The organism is Bacillus sp. FSL P4-0334, from assembly GCF_038004825.1.
Taxonomy (GTDB): Bacteria; Bacillota; Bacilli; order Bacillales; family Bacillaceae; genus Bacillus; species Bacillus velezensis.
Window position 1 is genome coordinate 3,195,500 of record NZ_JBBORX010000001.1, and the last position, 18,460, is coordinate 3,213,959.

2 protein-coding genes are annotated in these 18,460 nt (G+C 51.2%); both read right to left on the reverse strand.

Translation table 11 applies throughout. The features are described from left to right. Position 1 precedes the first annotated feature (1 nt). A complete protein-coding gene (locus NSQ37_RS16130; protein ID WP_327941847.1) occupies positions 2 to 10,777 on the reverse strand; it encodes a non-ribosomal peptide synthetase in 10,776 nt (3,591 codons plus the stop codon). Positions 10,778 to 10,802: 25 nt separating this feature from the next. Next, positions 10,803 to 18,452, reverse strand: coding sequence for a non-ribosomal peptide synthetase (locus NSQ37_RS16135; protein WP_099566786.1), 7,650 nt, complete (start codon positions 18,450 to 18,452; stop codon positions 10,803 to 10,805). Between the last annotated feature and the right edge of the window lie 8 nt (positions 18,453 to 18,460).

An 18,460-nucleotide genomic window follows, 5' to 3' on the forward strand; every position in this document is an offset into this window, starting at 1 on the left:
TTTAGTGGAAGCTGAGTAAGTCGGCAATATCCTGCAATGCTTCCTCAGTCAGCTCCCGATCATCAAAGTCACTGACGGTCTTCTCCGTATCGGTTTTGCTGAGGCAGTGTTCCGACAGTTTCAGGAGATAATACCGGCAGCTTTCGGACAGCCGTTCGATCGTATCTTGCCGGAAGCGCTCCGTTTCATAGGAAATGCTGACGGTCATCCGGCCTTTTGCCGCAATCGCGCTGATTTCAAGTGACTGCTCCCGTTTCCATGTATCTGTCACATCATCTCCGCCTCCCAAAGGAGAAAACTGAAACGCGTCAGGCTGTTCCGTTTCTGCCGGGTTCCCGCCGGGCGCATCGAATTGTCCGAGATAATTAAAGCTGATCTCCGGTGCTTTCCCGAAAGTCATCCCGGCAAGCTTCGGCGGTGTTAAATATTTGAGGACGCCGTATCCGTTCCCTTTATCCGGAATGCGCCGCAATGTGTCTTTGACGGTTTTCAATGTGCGAATTTCATATTCTTCAAGAGGTTCATAAACTCCGCTCCGGAAAAGCACCGGGTAAATGGAAGTGAACCACCCCACTGTCCTGCTGATGTCCGCACCTGCCTGCTCCGATTGGCGTCCGTGTCCTTCAAGGGCGATTTTCAAAGCGTGCCGCGGCGACCACTTTTGAATGGCAAGCACGGCGGAAGCCAAAAGCACATCTTGCGTATCCGTATTGTAGGCGCTGTGTACATCTTTCAACAGGGCGTCCGTTTCACTTTCTGTCAGAGTGAAGGATACCGTGTTCCGTTTTTTTGCAGGAGTTTGAGATAAATCTGCCTGTTCGTAAGGAAGACTTTCTGTTTCATAGTGTTCAATCTCCCGCCAATACTCCGCCTGCTGAAGAAGCTGTTTACTTTCCGCATAATCGGCCAGCTGCTCCGTATATGTTTTGAATGACATGGTTTTCGGAGGGAGTTTGATTTCCTGTCCAGAGATGGCCTGTTCATAAGCAGAAGCCAAGTCTTCCAATAAAATCCGCCATGATATCCCGTCGACAGCGAGATGATGGACCGTCAGAAACAAGTAATCTTCTGCTTCAGAGCGGAACAGCCCCGCCTGTACCAGCGGCCCGTTCTCTAAATCCATGTTTCTCTGAAGCTCTGCGACGCGGCGTTTTACAAAACGTTCCTTCTCATGCTCATCGCCTTCCATTTCTAATATGGTCAGGCTGTAAAGCTGTTCATCTGCGAGGTCAGCCGGTCTGTTGAAGAGGAGAAGACCTTTCTCTTCGTCTTTTATGCAGACAAGGCGCAAGGCATCATGATGTACGGTAATGGCTTTTAACGTTTTCCTCAGAGCCTCTTCATCTATTGAATTTGCTCTCGTCAGCATGACGGACTGGTTAAAATGATTTGCTTCCTTCATGTCTTGTGTGAAGAACCATTTGTGAATCGGCGACCACTTCACTTCTCCTTCTGCAGGAGCTTGGCTGACCGGCTGCCGCTCTGTACGGACATAAGGCGCCAGCTCCCTAATTGTCGGCCGGCTGAAAATATCTTTTACGGCGATCTGTTTTCCTGCCTGATGTAATCGGGCTGATACTTGCAGGGCTTTGATGGAATCGCCGCCCAGTTCAAAAAATGATTGATCCGCGGCAATGTTTTCAGTTCCGAGCACTTCGCTCCAAATCGCGGACAGCTCTTTTTCCATGTCGCTTTCAGGCTCGGTAAATGCCTGTCCGGTGTGCGCTTTTTTCCGCGGCTCAGGAAGCGCGCGGCGGTCAAGCTTCCCGTTCGGTGTGACAGGCAGTGCTTCAAGTGTTTCAAAGAACGCCGGCACCATATAAGCGGGCATTTCATTTCTGAGCGCCTGCTGCACGGTTTCACTTTCTGTTCCTTCTTCTGTCACGATATAAGCGCATAGTTCCGTTTGGCCTGCTGATGCGGTATGAGCGGTGACGGCTGCTTCTTTGACACCTTTTATGCCTGTTAAGGCGGATTCAATTTCTTTCAGTTCCACCCGGTAGCCTCTGATTTTGACTTGCTCGTCCATTCGGCCGATATATTGCAGCGTGCCGTCCGGCAGCCATTTTGCCAGATCACCCGTGCGGTACATGCGCCGGTTCTTCCGGAACGGGTCTTGGACAAAGGCTTGAGCCGTTTGCTGAGGAAGATTGCGGTACCCTCTTGCAAGACCGGAACCCGAGATGCAAAGTTCTCCCGTTACACCGATCGGCTGCGGATGATCTCCGTTTAAAATATAAACGTGTGAATGCTCAATCGGACGGCCGATCGTAATGTTCTCACTTTGTTCTATATGTCTTGCCGCTGTAGTGGCGACGCTGTTTTCCGTCGGGCCGTACTCATTGGCAAGCTCCGTGTGTGGACAAACTGATAAACTGCGGCTGATAATGTTTTGGTCGACAGCTTCTCCCGCTAATGTGACAATTCTGAGAGACTCTGCATCCCCCGGCTCCAGTACGTCAAGCAGTGTACGGTACAGTACGGGAACAATGATCATGTGAGTGATGCGGTAAGATGCAAGATAGTGTTTAATAGCAAGAATATCTCTTGCTTCATCTTCGGCTAAAACGGCCGCTTTCGCACCGGAAATCAGCGGTGTGAACATGCTTGTTACAAACCCGTCAAAGGAAAATGAAAAGAGCTGAAGAATCGTATCTTTCTCATTCAGATCATAAAATCCGCTCCGCCATTGAAGGGTTTGGCTGACGGATCGATGTTCGACCATAACCCCTTTCGGCCTGCCTGTCGTTCCCGATGTATAAATGATGTAAGCCAAATCTTCCGGTGCTGATAATGACTGGACCGGCGAAGCATCCTGTTCTTGGATATCCTCCAGTGCGAGCACTTCACCGTTAAAACGATCAGGCACTTGTTCTATCGCACCGTGTGCGGTAAGGAGAAGCGCTGTGCCGCTGTCCGAGATGATATATTGCTTGCGTTCCTCCGGATATTCAGGATCTATCGGGACGTAGGCTCCTCCGGCTTTCCAAACCCCGAAGACTGCCGCTACTTGTTCCGGCGATCTTGGTATCACAATGCCGACGGCTGCATCAGGTCCGATCTGCCGTTTTTGCAGGGCTCTGGCGATTTTATTCGACCAGTCATCTAATTCTTTGTATGTGATCAATGTTTCCCCGCTGATAAGGGCCGCGGCATCAGGTGTTTTTCGCGCCTGGGTGATGAACAGTTCATGAACTGTTTTTTCAGGCAACTGTTGATCCGTCATGCCGTTAAAGTCTGAAAGAATCCGGTTCCGTTCCGGAGCAGTCAGCATGCTGATCGCTTGTAAAGAAGTTTCCGGTTCACGGACAATGTGTTCAAGCATCGTCATAAAGTGGGAAGCCCAGCGCTGCATTGTTTCTCTCCGGAATAAAGACGCCGCATATTCAAACAGAAAATGAATCTGTCCTTTGCCTTCAGAAGCCTGCAGAGTGACATCAAATTTGGAAACCGGACGGGACACGTCCGCAGGCTGAATATGCAAACCGTCCAACAGCAGTTCCTCATGCTCTATATTCTGGACGACAAGCATGGCGTCAAACAGCGGATTGCGGCTTGTGTCCCGCTGCACACCGAGCCGTTCCACAAGCTCTTCAAACGGATAGTCCTGATGCTCATATGCCTCAAGCGCCGCCTGGCGGACTTCTGCCAAGTAATCGGTGAACCGTTTGTCTCCTTTCGGCTCCGTTCTGATGGCCAGCGTGTTGACGAACATGCCGAGAATCGGTTCTAGGTCTTTGTGCGGACGCCCGGCAATCGGCGAGCCGACGATGATGTCTTCCTGCCCGCTCAATCGCGCGAGTAACGTATTGTACGCGGCGAGAAGCACCATATACAAAGTGGAGCCGTGATCCCGGGCGATGCGGTGAAGGCCGGATGCCGTTTCAGCGTCAAGCGTGCACGATACGCTGCCGCCCGCAAAGCTTCTGACCGCCGGACGGGGCTTGTCAGCCGGAAGCTCAAGCACCGGAAGCTCTCCTTCAAGCCGCTTCAGCCAATACGCTTCCTGCTTCTGGTACCCTTCTTTCTCCTGAAACGACCGCTGCCAGACGGCATAGTCTTTATATTGAAGGCGCATCGGCGCAAGCGAACGGCCTGCGTACAGCTCGCCGAATTCTTTTATCAAGGTGTTGACGGACACACCGTCAGAAATAATATGATGCATATCCGTTAATAAAAGATGACGTTCGTCCGATTCTTTCACGAGGGCCGCACGGAAGAGCGGCGCTTCTTCCAGACAAAACGGCCGGACGAATGCGTCAGCTGACTCGGCCTCATCCAGCTGAAACGGCACGCTGTCATGGATGCGCTGCACCGGTTCGCCGTCAGGCCCCGTTTCAAAGGACGTTCTGAGCGACTCATGCCGCTTAACAAGCTGCCGGAACGTCTCCTCCAGCCGGCCGCGGTCAAGCGGGCCCGTCAGTTCCAGCACAGCCGGCATATTGTAGCCGACACCGCCGTCTTCAAGCTGCTGGAGCACATACATCCGTTTCTGCGCCGAAGACACCGGGTAGGTGTCCTGTGTTTGCGCAGGCTGAATCGCTTCATACGGGCTCTCTTCCAAGTCCTGAATAACCGAAGCGAGCTCTTCCACCGTCGGCCGGGCGAAGATGTCCTGTAACGGCACCTGAACACCGAACTCTTTGGCGATGCGGGAGACGAGAGCCGTCGCTTTTAACGAATGGCCGCCCCGCTCAAAAAAGTGATCCCGGATGCCGACGGGGCCGTTTTTCAGCACCTCTTCCCAAAGGGCGCAAAGCTTCATTTCCGTGACGTTCCGCGGGGCGGTGTACGCCCGTCTGTCTGCCGCTCCGCCGGGAGCCGGCAGTGCGCGGCGGTCAAGTTTTCCGCTCGGCGTGACCGGCCATTCGCTCATCTTTATGAACTGAGCCGGCATCATGTAGGCCGGAAGGCGTGTCGCAAGCTCCGCCCGCACGTCATCGCTTTCCCGTCCTTCGATATAGGCGTAAAGCGCGGTTTCGCCGTGTTCGGTCCGGGCGGTGACCGCCGCCTCACGAATGCCGTCGATGCGCCGGATCGCCGCTTCGATCTCTCCCGGTTCAATCCGGTAGCCGCGGACTTTCACCTGTCCGTCTGAACGTCCGAGCCATTCGACTAGGCCCTCTTCTGTCCAGCGTGCGATATCGCCCGTCTGATACATGCGCTCTCCCGGATAAAACGGATCATCGAGAAAACGCTCCTCCGTCAGCTCAGGCCGGTTCAGATAGCCCCGGGCCACCCCTGTCCCCGCGATGTACAGCTCTCCGATACAGCCCGGCGGCAGAAGCCGTATCTTTTGATTTAAAATATACAGCCGCATGTTATGCCCGGAAATGCCGATCGGAACATTGTGAAATTCTTTTCCTTGCGGCAAATCAAAGTACGCCGCTTCTACTGTCGCTTCCGTCGGACCGTAGGAATTTGTCAATTCCGTTCCCGGCAGAAGGTCATAAAAACGGGAAACCAGGTGCGGGCCCAATTGTTCGCCGCCGGCAAAAACCCTTTTTAAGCAGGTTTTTTTGATCGGCTGTTTTCTGGAATTTATATATTCCAAGAAAGCATGAAGCATGGATGGCACAAAATGAGCCGCCGTTATGCGGTTATTCTCCAATGCGTTCAGTATCATTTCAGGGTCTTTCTCGCCGCCTTGCGGAAGGAGGAAAACAGAAGCTCCCGCGATCGGCCACCAAAACAGCTCCCAAATCGAAGCGTCGAAAGAGTATGATGTTTTATGCAAAATGATGTCAGAATCACTTAATCCATAACGCGTTTGCAGTGAGTATAAAAAGTTTACGGCTGACCGATGTTCAACCTGCACGCCTTTTGGGCGTCCCGTAGAACCGGATGTATAGATGATATAAGCCAATGAATCAGGTTTTACCGGAACGTTAGGGTTGGCCGCAGCTTCAGGGTTTCCTGTTTGTCCGCTTTTCAGAGAGATCGTTTCTCCCTCAAAAAGATCTGGTGCGGAAAGTTCTGGTTCTGCCAGTAAGAATTTCACGCCGCTGTCTTTCAGTAAAAAGCGAATCCGCTCTTCCGGGTAATCCGGATCAATCGGCAGATATGCACCGCCTGCTTTTAAGACAGCGTAAATGCCGATCAGCATGTCAGGAGAACGCCGGCCCATAATGGCGGTTTTATCCTCCAGCCTTATCCCGCGCTTGATCAGCTGATGCGCAAGCTCGTTTGCCCTTTCGTTCAGTTCCTGATACGTAATCGAAATGTCATCAGTTAAAATTGCCGGACGGTCCGGCGTTTTTTCAGCCTGATGTTCCAGCAGATCATGAAGAGACTGATGAAGCGGAAACGCTGTTTTCTGCAAGGGGCTGAAATCTTGAAGCAAAGACACTTCTTCTTTTTCTGTCAAAACAGAAATATCGTCTAATTCCAAGCCCGGATCAGCCGCGGCGTTTTCGACAAGTGTCGTAAAAAATCCCGCCCATTTTTGAATCGTTTTTCTCTTAAACAAATCGGTGCTGTATTCAAACTGGCAGTATAATTCACCGGCGTTTTCAGAGATGTACAGTGATAAGTCAAATTTAGAAATCGGCAGGCTGACGTCTGCCGGCTGCAGTTCAAGTCCAGCTGCCCTAAGCTTCTGCTGTTCCATATTTTGCAGCGCAAATGTTGTGTCAAACAGCGGATTTCGGGACATGTCCCGCGGCACACCGAGCTTATCGACGAGCTCTTCTAACGGGTAATCCTGATGTTCGTAAGCCTCAAGCGCTGTTTGGCGAATTTCCTTTAAATATTCTTTGAATGTCATGCTTCCGTCGGGACGCGTCCTGAAAGTAAGCGTATTGACAAACATGCCCAGAACGGCGTCAAGGTCGGCATGAGGCCTTCCTGCAATCGGAGACCCGACAATCATATCTTCCTGTCCGCTTAAACGGGCTAACAGAACCGTGTACACACCGAGCAGCGTCATATACAGTGTGCATTTGTTTTCTTTCGCCAGCTTTTTCAACTGTGCTGTATGTTTTTCATTGATGACAAATGACACCCGGTCACCGGAAAAGCTCCGCACCGGGGGACGCGGCTTATCAGCCGGCAATTCAAGCACGGGAATCTCACCGGCAAGCCGATTCAGCCAGTACTCCTCTTGTTTCCGATATGCGGCGCCCGCCATAAATGATTGCTGCCAGACGGCATAATCTTTGTATTGAATCCGTAACGGCGGCAGACTTCTCTCAGCATACAGCTCACTGAATTCACGTATCAAAAGATTGACGGATACGCCGTCTGAAATAATATGATGCATGTCAGCTAAAAGCAGATGCCGGTCTTTTTCTATTTGGACAAATCCTGCCCGGAAAAGGGGCGCTTTGCCGAGATCGAACGGCCGGATAAACGCTTCGGCTGATTGTTCTTTTGTAAATGCAAACGGCACGTCGTCATGAATCCTCTGCACAGGCAGGCCGTTTTGTTCTTCAAAGGACGTTCTGAGCGGTTCATGCCGCCGGATCAGTTCCTTGAACACGGCTTCCATCCTATCTCGGTCAAACGGGCCCTTCACCTCTAAAACGGCTGGAATGTTATAACTGACACCGCCATTTTCAAGCTGGTGAAGGACGTACATCCGTTTTTGGGCGGATGAGACAGGATATGTTTCTTTCATTTCTGTCTTTTCTATGGATGCGAACGGGTTCTCTTCTGCTTCACTGATGATTTTGGCGAGTTCTTCTACAGTCGGATGGCTGAAGACATCACTCAGCGGGATTTGCACACTGCACTCTTTAGCTATTTTTGCAACGAGTGCCGTCGCCTTTAATGAATGGCCGCCAAGCTCGAAAAAGTGATCGTGAACGCCGATCGGTCCGGTTTGAAGCACTTCTTCCCATATGCGGGTAAGCTTCAGCTCGGTCACATTCCGGGGAGCTGTATATTGACGGCCCGCTGCGTATGCCGAAGCTTCCGGAAGGGCCCGCTGATCGACTTTTCCGTTCGCAGTGAGCGGAATTGAGTCAACAAAAGCCCATTTGACCGGAATCATATAATCAGGCAGCTCTTTCGCCAAATCACTTCGCAGCTGAGAAGGATCAGTCGCTTGTGAGACGCTGCAGTAGGCGCATAATTCATTTTCGCCCGACTCATTCGTTTGAATCAGAACAGCAGCTTCTTTCACGGCATGATGATTTGCCAGGACGGTTTCAATTTCCTTCGGTTCAATCCGGTACCCTCTGATCTTCACTTGATCATCTGTCCGGCCGATGTATTCAATTTGGCCGTCCGCACGCAGTCTTGCCAAATCTCCGGTCCGGTACATGACGGCGTCCGTTCTGAACGGATCCGGCAAAAATTTCTCTTCGGTCAGCGCCGGATTGTTCACATAGCCTCTTCCTGTATTCGCCCCGGAAATATACAATTCTCCCGCAATTCCGAGAGGCTGAAGCTGCCTATTTTTGCTGAAAATATACATCTTGTTATGATGGATCGGTTTCCCGATCGGCGGATGTTCAGGTATGTCATCTCCCGCAGAAATCGTATACGTTGAAACCACATGAGTTTCTGACGGGCCGTAATGATTATGCAGGTGCATACCGTGTAAACGGAGCGTCTGCCTGAACAAACGCGAAACGGTCAGCTGCTCCCCGGCCGTAATGACATGCTTCACACAGCGGGGAAAAGACTGTGCATAACCTTCTTCATTGAAAAGCATCTTGACAAACGCAGTCGGGAAAAACACAACTTCCGTGTTGTGCTGATCAATAAAAGAAAACAGCTGAGAAACATCCCGTTTGATTGATTCCGGCACGATACAAAGGGTGCCGCCGCTCAAGAGTACTGAAAATAACTCCTGATAGCAGACGTCAAACGCCACAGATGCGTACTGCAGCACATTTGTGCAAAAATCAATGTCTGTGTTCGTCAATTGGTCAGAAAGCAGGTTGGCCATATTTTTATGTTCGAGCAGCACGCCCTTCGGTTTTCCTGTCGTACCGGATGTATAAATCATATAAAGAAGGTCGTCCGCCGTATTAATGGATTGCACATTGCTTCCGTCCGCTTCCGTCCCGGCCTCTTCTATGTATGTAACTTGCAGCGTTTGTTCCGCGGGCACTGACTGATGCCGCTCTGTTACAACATGGACGCAGCCGCTGTTTTCAATGACATATCGAATACGCTCCTTTGGACTGCCCGGATCTATCGGGACAAAGGCGCCGCCCGCTTTTAAAATACCGAGAACAGCCGCCGCTAAAGAAGGGGAACGGCCGAGCATGACGCCTACCGGTTCCTCCCGCTTTAATCCGCGCTTTTGCAGCAGGCGGGCCAGCTTATTAGCCGATTCGTTCAGCTCTTTGTACGTTACTGACTCGCCTTCATACCGAATCGCGATTTGATCCGGCGTTTTTGCGGTCTGCCGTTCAAACATCGCATGAACCGTGTCATATTCAGGCTTTTCGGTCTCTTCAGAAATCGGTGCGAGCAGCTGCGCTTTTTCCTCTGGGGTTATGATTTCAAGCTTGTCCGGCGTGATGTCCGGTTTGTCGAGAACCTGGGAGACGATGTGTGCCAAATGGCCTTTGATATTTTCGATGAATTGGCGGTCATACACACTTGAATCGTATCTCATTTTCAAGTGAATCTCGTCACCCGGCGCCACCATAAGATAAAAACTGTAATTGGTTTCGTCTTCCATGCTGAAATCATGGATGTGAAAAAGGTCTTTCGTATCCCCCTTGCTGTTCAGCACATCAAGCTCCTGTTCAACCGGATAATTCTCAAAGACAAGAATATGATCAATTAAGCCTTGTTTTACCTGTGAATTCGCCTGTATGTCATAAAGTGGGTGATAGCTGTAAGCCTGTCCTTTCAAAGCGTCCTTTTGCACGTTTTTGATCAGCTTTTGAAACGGGATATTTGCCCCGCTGATCCGGACAGGCACGGTATTAATAAACAGGCCGATCATTCGCTCGATGCCTTCGATTTCAGACGGCCTTCCGGAAATGACAGAACCAAAAACCGCATCTTCTGTCTGGTTATACGCCTGAAGCAAAATGCCCCAGAGCGTGTGGAAAATGGTGCTCAGCGTGACCTCTTCTTTTACGGCCAGCTCTTTCAGCTTAGCCGTGTCCTCTTTTGAAAAGGAAAACGTCACTTCCTCTTGTCTGCTTTCGCCGGCTTTTTTCTGCTTCGGCAGAACAGTCTGCTGCTCAAAGCCTTCAAGGTACCGCTCCCAGTACGAAGCGGCTTTTTCTTTATCTTGCTCCATCAGCCACTTGATGTAGGTCCCGTACGGCACAGCGGGCTCAAGCGTTAACGGTGTCCGGCGGAGCCGCGAGGCGTATATCTGGAAGAACTCTTTCAGCACGATTCCGAGACACCAGCCATCCATAATGATGTGATGGAAACTCCATATGCACGTATATTCACATTCACCGGTTTGAAGCAGCGTCACCCGCATCAGCATGTCTTTTTGCAGATGAAATCCTTTCTTACGGTCTCTTCGTTTGGCTTCTTCAATATGCTTGATTTGATCAGCCTTGTTTAAATTGGTGAGATTTTCCTCAATGATGCTGACGTTCCGCTCTTTTAATACGACCTGCTGCGGCACTGACACGTTCTGGCTGATAAAGATCGTTCTGAAAATATCATGTCTTTCGAAAAGGGCATGAACGCTCTCTTCAAACACGCGGGTGTCAACCTTCCCCGTTATTGAAAAGGAGGCCTGCTCGGCGTAAGCCTGTGATTCCTTTTGCAGGAGGGAATGAAAAAGCATTCCTTCCTGCATATAAGACAGCGGATAAATATCCTGAATTGCATTCTTTTTTGTCATGTTATAATCTCCCCGTCGCCTTTTTCTACAGTTCCTCGACAAAACTCGCTATGCTGTCCAAATCATCAGATGTTAACGTTTTGCTGCTAAAATCACTAACGGTTTTTTCTGCTTCCTCTTTGCCTGTGCAGTGCGCCATAATATCACGCAAATATTGCTGTAAAGTTTGCAGCAGCTGTTCCATCGTTTCTTTGCGGAAGCGGCTCGGCGGATAGCTCAAACTGAAGTGAAGTTTGTTTTGTGCGGCCATCGCGCTCATTTCCACCGCTTGTTCCCGCTGCCATGTCGGCGTGATGTCGTGCCCGCTTGCAAGACCGGACAGACTGAACGTGTGCTGATCTTCTGTATCATTGAATTGCCCTAAATAGTTAAAGCTGATTTCAGGCGCTTGTCTGAAGCGGATTGTTTTTTGTTCAGGCGGTGTCATGTATTTTAAAATGCCGTAGCCTATTCCTTTATCCGGTATTCTTCCGAGTGTGTCTTTGACCGTTTTTACCGCCGTTCCAAGCTCAGCGCCTGCTGTGTTCAAGTCAATGAGCACCGGATACATGGAGGTAAACCAGCCTACGGTGCGGCTGATGTCGAGCTCCGGCATGATGTGCTCTCTCCCGTGCCCTTCCATCGCGATGCGCAGTCTGCCGCCCCCTGTCCAGTCCCGTAAAGCCAAAGCTGCGGCAGTCAGAAGAATATCTTGCGTATCGGTATGGTAGGCCCGGTTGACCTGCTGAAGCAAAACGGACGTTTCTTCTTCTGTAAGCGTAAAGCTTACCGTTTGCCGAATGCTGTCGGCTCCCGTCTGATGCTGCGGTTTTTCATAAGGAAGTTCGGCAGCTGTTTCTTCTTCAATAAAACGCCAATATTCTTCTTCACGCATCAGCTTGCTGCTTTTTGCGTATTCTGAAAGCCTTTCAGCGTATTGCTTAAACGAATCGGTCTTTGGCGGAAGCTGGACCGGCTGACCTTTTACGGCTTGAGTGTAAGCGGCAGATAAATCCTCCAGCAAAATACGCCATGACACTCCGTCAACCGCCAGGTGATGTACGGTGATGAATAAATAATCCCCGGACCGGGTTTTGAACCAGCCGGCTTTTAATAACGGGCCTTTTTCAATATCCATCCGCTGTTGGAGCGCAGCGACTTCACTTTCTATTTCTTTTTCCCAAGTATCTGTCTCAGACAGATCCCAAATGTCCAAGCTGTACAGTTCATCTTTTTGAATACCGTGATTGATTTGTCTGAAACTTTCGTTTTCTGTACTGACGGTGATCCGGAGTGCATCATGATGAATGACAAGATGCTGCAAGGCTTCTTTGAGCGGCTGTTTATGCAATGCGTCAGAGCTGAACATCATGACGGACTGATTGAAATGATTTCTGTTTTCCATCCGCTGTGATAAAAACCACTGCTGAACGGGTGTCCAAGGAATGTTTCCTTCCACCGGCCGCTGATCGATGACTCTTTCCGCTTTCCGGATAAGTGGCGCGAGCTCCTTAATGGACGGATGCCGGAATAAGTCACTCGCCGTCATTTTCCACCCATAGCGTCCGAGCCGTGCGGAAACTTGCAGCGCTTTGATTGAGTCGCCGCCCAATTCAAAAAATGAGTCCTCAATCCCGACTTGTTTTGCGCCGAGCACTTCCTGCCAGATCACGGAAAGCTGTTCTTCGAGCTCATTGCGGGGAGCTGTGTACGCGGTTTGAAGCGCGAGCTCCGGTTCGGGCAGATTTTTCCGATCCAATTTACCGTTCGGCGTAAGCGGCAGCTTCTCAAGTTCCATCATATAGGCCGGAACCATGTAATTCGGCAGTTGCTGAGAAAGTGAAGAACGCACTTTTTCTGTATCCATGTCCGCCTGCAGACTCATATATGCGATCAGTTCTTTATTGCCGGACTGCCCGGTTCTGACTGACACGGCGGCTTCTTTCACGCCGTCCAGGCTCCTCAGTGCGGCTTCAATCTCTCCCAGCTCCACCCGATAACCGCGGATTTTCACTTGATCATCCATCCGCCCGGCATATTCGATCGTTCCGTCCGGCAGCCAGCGGGCTAAATCTCCGGTGCGGTACATCCGTTCTCCGGGAACAAAAGGATTAGGGACAAATTTTTCTTCCGTCAGTTCAGGGCGGCCGAAATATCCTCTTGCCACACCGTCTCCGCCCGTGCATAATTCGCCGATGACGCCGATCGGCTGCGGTGTTCCCCTGCTGTTTATGATATATGCGGTTGAATTTCCGACAGGGCGGCCGATCGGGATTGAATGATCGTATGATTGTTCAATCAAAAAGCAAGTCGAGAACGTCGTGTTTTCAGTCGGTCCGTATCCATTCCATACTGAGAGTTGCGGCAGCGCACTCCGAACCCGGTTTACATGGCTTGGGGACAGTGCTTCCCCGCCGATAATCAATCGGGATAATCCGGAAAACACGTGTTCATTTTGTTCTGATAAATGGTTGAACAGAGACGATGTCAGCCACAGTGTCGTAATGCCGTTTTGCTGTATAAATGTTTCCAGAACATCCGAGTCGAGATAGGTTTCCTGGTCACTTACATATAAAGAAGCGCCGTTTAAAAGCGGACCGAATATTTCAAATGTCGTAACGTCAAATCCTAATGATGAAGTAAACAATAGTCTGTCTTCCGGCGTAAAATCAATATAATTGCTGTTTTTCACAAGGCGGATCACGCTTCGCTGTTCAATCATGACGCCTTTTGGCGCACCTGTTGATCCGGACGTATAAATCATGTAGGCCAACGATTCAGGTCCGCCGAGCGGTTCGGGATTTTCTGAACTCAAGCCGGCCTTTGTTTGAATATCCTCTATGAATAAACGTTTTCCTGAAAGCGGCAGACCGTCAAGTTTATCAGATTGGAGAAGAATATCAGCTTTACAGTCTTTAAGCATCCATTCAGCCCGTTCCCGCGGCACATCGTCACCAATAGGCAAGTAGGCGCCTCCCGCTTTTAATATTCCGAGGATTCCGGAGGCAAGCTCTGTTGTGCGGCCGGTTAATAAGGCGACAACGCTTTCCGGACCGACGCCATTTGATCGGAGAGCCGCCGCTATTCTGTTAGCCCGTTCGTTCAGCTCACGGTATGTCAAGATTTGTCCATCATATACAACTGCCCGGGCATCGGGGGTTTCTTTTGCCTGCCGCTCAAATAAACGGCTGATGGTTTCGTGTCTTGGGTAATCGCTTTTCGTCTGATTAAACTGATAAATGACGCGATTTGTTTCAGCATTATCCAGTACGTGAATGTCACCAAGCGGTATCGCTTGGTTTTCAATTACTTTTGTAAGAATACGTGTAAAATAACAAAGCCATTTTTCAATTGTCTGTTTTTGATAGATATCTGTATTGAATTCAAAATCAAAGCTGATGGAACCGTCAGACCCTTCTGACGCGTAAAGCGTGGCATCAAACTTTGCGGTTTTATGACTTGTATCCGCAGCTTGAGCCAAATGCAGCTTATTTAACACCAGGGATTCACGCTCCATATTTTGGAGCACAAACATAACGTCAAACAGCGGATTGCGGCTCGTGTCCCGCTGCACACCGAGCCGTTCCACCAGCTCTTCAAACGGATAGTCCTGATGCTCGTACGCTTCAAGCGCGGCCTGGCGGACTTCTGCCAAGTAATCGGTGAACCGTTTGTCTCCTTTCGGCTCCGTTCTGATGGCCAGCGTGTTGACGAACATGCCGAGAATCGGTTCAAGGTCTTCATGCGGACGCCCGGCAATCGGCGAGCCGACGATGATGTCTTCCTGCCCGCTCAATCGCGCGAGTAACGTATTGTACGCGGCGAGAAGCACCATATACAAAGTGGAGCCGTGATCCCGGGCAATGCGGTGAAGGCCGGATGCCGTTTCAGCGTCAAGCGTGCACGATACGCTGCCGCCCGCAAAGCTTCTGACAGCCGGACGGGGCTTGTCAGCCGGAAGTTCAAGCACCGGAAGCTCTCCTTCTAGCCGCTTCAGCCAGTAGGCTTCCTGCTTCTGGTACCCTTCTTTCTCCTGAAACGACCGCTGCCAGACGGCATAGTCTTTATATTGAAGGCGCATTGGCGCAAGCGAACGGCCTGCGTACAGCTCGCCGAATTCTTTAATCAAGGTGTTGACGGACACACCGTCAGAAATAATATGATGCATATCCGTTAATAAAAGATGACGTTCGTCCGATTCTTTCACGAGGGCCGCACGGAAGAGCGGCGCTTCCTCCAGACAAAACGGCCGGACGAATGCGTCAGCTGACCCGGCCTCATCCAGCTGAAACGGTACGCTATCATGGATGCGCTGCACCGGTTCGCCGTCAGGCCTCGTTTCAAAGGACGTTCTGAGCGACTCATGCCGCTCCACAAGCTGCCGGAACGTCTCCTCCAGCCGGCCGCGGTCAAGCGGGCCCGTCAGTTCCAGCACAGCCGGCATATTGTAGCCGACACCGCCGTCTTCAAGCTGCTGGAGCACATACATCCGTTTCTGCGCCGAAGACACCGGATAGGTGTCCTGTTTTTGCGCAGGCTGAATCGCTTCATACGGGCTCTCTTCCAAGTCCTGAATAACCGAAGCGAGCTCTTCCACCGTCGGCCGGGCGAAGATGTCCTGTAACGGCACCTGAACACCGAACTCTTTGGCGATGCGGGAGACGAGAGCTGTCGCTTTTAACGAATGGCCGCCCCGCTCAAAAAAGTGATCCCGGATGCCGACGGGGCCGTTTTTCAGCACCTCTTCCCAAAGGGCGCAAAGCTTCATTTCCGTGACGTTCCGCGGGGCGGTGTACGCCTGTCTGTCTGCCGCTCCGTCGGGAGCCGGCAGTGCGCGGCGGTCAAGCTTTCCGCTCGGTGTGACCGGCCATTCGGTCATCTTTATGAACTGAGCTGGCATCATGTAAGCCGGAAGGCGTGTCGCAAGCTCCGCCCGCACGTCATCGCTTTCCCGTCCTTCAATATAGGCGTAAAGCGCGGTTTCGCCGTGTTCGTTCCGGGCGGTGACCGCCGCCTCACGAATGCCGTCGATGCGCCGGATCGCCGCTTCGATCTCTCCCGGTTCAATCCGGTAGCCGCGGACTTTCACCTGTCCGTCTGAACGTCCGAGCCATTCGACTAGGCCGTCTTCTGTCCAGCGTGCGATATCGCCCGTCTGATACATGCGTTCTCCCGGGTAAAACGGATCATCGAGAAAACGCTCCTCCGTCAGCTCAGGCCGGTTCAGATAGCCCCGGGCCACCCCTGTCCCCGCGATGTACAGCTCTCCTGCCACGCCCGCAGGCTGGATGGTTCCTCCGCTATCTAATACATACAGACGGGCACCCGGAACGGGTTTTCCGATCGGAAGCCTTGTCCGTCCGCTGTCCCGTTTTCGGTCACAGACGTAAAACGCCGCATCAACCGTCGCTTCTGTCGGTCCATAGCCGTGAATAAGCATCGTCTCCGGCAACAGATCTGCAAACCGGGCAGCCGTAAGCGGGGAAAGAGCTTCGCCTCCGGCAAACACGCGTGTCAGTGTTCTGCCGAGGCGTGTTCTTGTTTCCTCAGGCTCCGTTTCCAGCGCGTCTAAAAAGCTGTTGACCATTGCCGGAATAAAATGCGCGGTCGTCACCTTTTCTGAGGCAAACGCTTCAATCATCCGCACAGGATCTTTCTCCCAGCCGGCCGGAAGCAGATACACGGAGGCGCCTGACATCGTCCACCAAAACAATTGCCAGATGGAAGCGTCGAAAGAAAAGGATGATTTCAGCACGATAATATCCTCTTCCGTCAACGGGAACTGCCCTTGCATCCCTGATAAAAAGGCGGCGGCCTGACGGTGTTCAACAGCCACTCCCTTCGGTGTTCCCGTCGAACCGGACGTATAAATGATATAAGCGAGCGAATCGCTATCCGCTTCGTCAGAGACAGCCCCTGTCTCCGTCTCGCCTGTCAGAGAAGAAAGAGACACTTCTAGCGTTTCTCCGGAAAAACCGGAAACGGATAACCCCGGCTGTGCAAGCAGGAGACAAGCGCCGCAGTCATCGAGCATATAGCGCAGCCTGTCCTCAGGATACTCCGGGTCAAGCGGCACGTAGGCGCCGCCCGCTTTTAACACGGCAAGCACAGAAACCACCATCTCCGGCGAGCGTTCAGCGAGCACGCCGACCATGCTTTCTTTGCGGACGCCTTTTTGTCGGAGCCGAACGGCGAGCCTGTCTGTGTACTGGTCAAGCTCGGCGTACGTCAGCATACCGCCCGGAAAACGGAGCGCCGGACGATGCGGCGAAAGCGCGGCACGGCGGGTAAACAGCCCGTGAAGCGTCGGAGCCGGCGGTTCAACCGTTTCTGTACGGTTAAACGCATCCAGCATATTTCTGGCTTCACACGCATCAAGCAATGCGATCTCGGAGGCGCTCATTTCAGGGTCGGAAATGACTGACTTCATCATATGCCGTAAAAATGTTTCAATATTCTTCATAAAAACACGATCGTATATACCGGTATCAAAGTTTAAGCGGATATAAAGAGAATTTCCCGGAATCACCTTTATGCTGCATCCGTAGTTTGTGACTTCCTCCATCGTGAAATCTTCTACCGCAAAATCAAATGAACCTGCCTGACTCACATTTTCAATTTCACGCTGGGCCGGCACATTTTCAAACACGATAATGTGGTCAAACAGCGCTTGCTTCAAAGGGCTTTGCGCCTGAATGTCATACAGCGGATAATAGCTGTACGCTTCTGCTTGCAGCGTCTCCTGCTGCAAATGCCTGACGAGCTCCAGAAAAGAAAATGAACCGCTTTTCACCCGCACGGGAATCGTATTAATAAACAGGCCCACCATTTTTTCCACGCCTGCGAGATCCGACGGCCGGCCGGAAACGACAGAACCGAAAACGGCGTCATCACAGCGGCTGACACGCTGCAGCAACAGGCCCCACAGTGCCTGGAACACTGTATTCAGCGTTGCTCCCGCCCTTGCCGCAATGTTCTTCAGCTCATTTGTCTGCTCTTCAGAAATGGTGAAAACCGCCTGCTCAAGTTCGCCATTTGGTTCTGCAGATTTTTTCGGAAGAGACGCCGATTGCTCAAGATCGGCAAGTCTCGTTTTCCAAAAAATCTCGGCTTCTTTACGATCCTGCTTCATGAGCCATTTAATATACTTTCCATATGGCTGAACAGGCTCGAGAGACGGGAGCCGTCCGTCTCCGAGAGATTGATAGATCATCAGAAATTCCTTCATGACAATTCCGAAGCACCAGCCGTCCATGACGATATGATGATGGCTCCATATACAAACATAGCGTTCAGGCGCTTTTTTCAAAATGGAGACTCTCATGAGAGGGTCTGATTGCAAATCAAAGCCTTTATCTTTATCTTCTTTTCTGAATCGGTCGGCATATTTATCTTGTGCCTTCTCGTCCAAATGAGAAATATCATGAAACTGAACGCGGCTCGGCCTGTTTTTCAACACGACTTGGCGGGGCTTCGCCACATTCTTATGAATAAATGTCGTACGGAAAATATCGTATCGTTCAAAAACAGCATCTATACTTTTTTGGAATCGTTCCCGGTCAAGCTGTCCGCTGATCGTAAACACCGCTTGTTCGAAGTAGGCTCTTGAGTCATGATCCAACAGAGAATGAAAAAGCATGCCCTCCTGCATAAAAGATAAAGGATATATATCTTGTATTTCCGGTTGCTGCCCCATTGCGCCAC

Excerpts from the sequence above, each read along its gene's own strand:
- NSQ37_RS16135 (WP_099566786.1), bottom strand. The coding sequence starts at position 18,452 with ATGGGGCAGCAACCGGAAATACAAGATATATATCCTTTATCTTTTATG.
- NSQ37_RS16130 (WP_327941847.1), bottom strand. The coding sequence starts at position 10,777 with ATGACAAAAAAGAATGCAATTCAGGATATTTATCCGCTGTCTTATATG.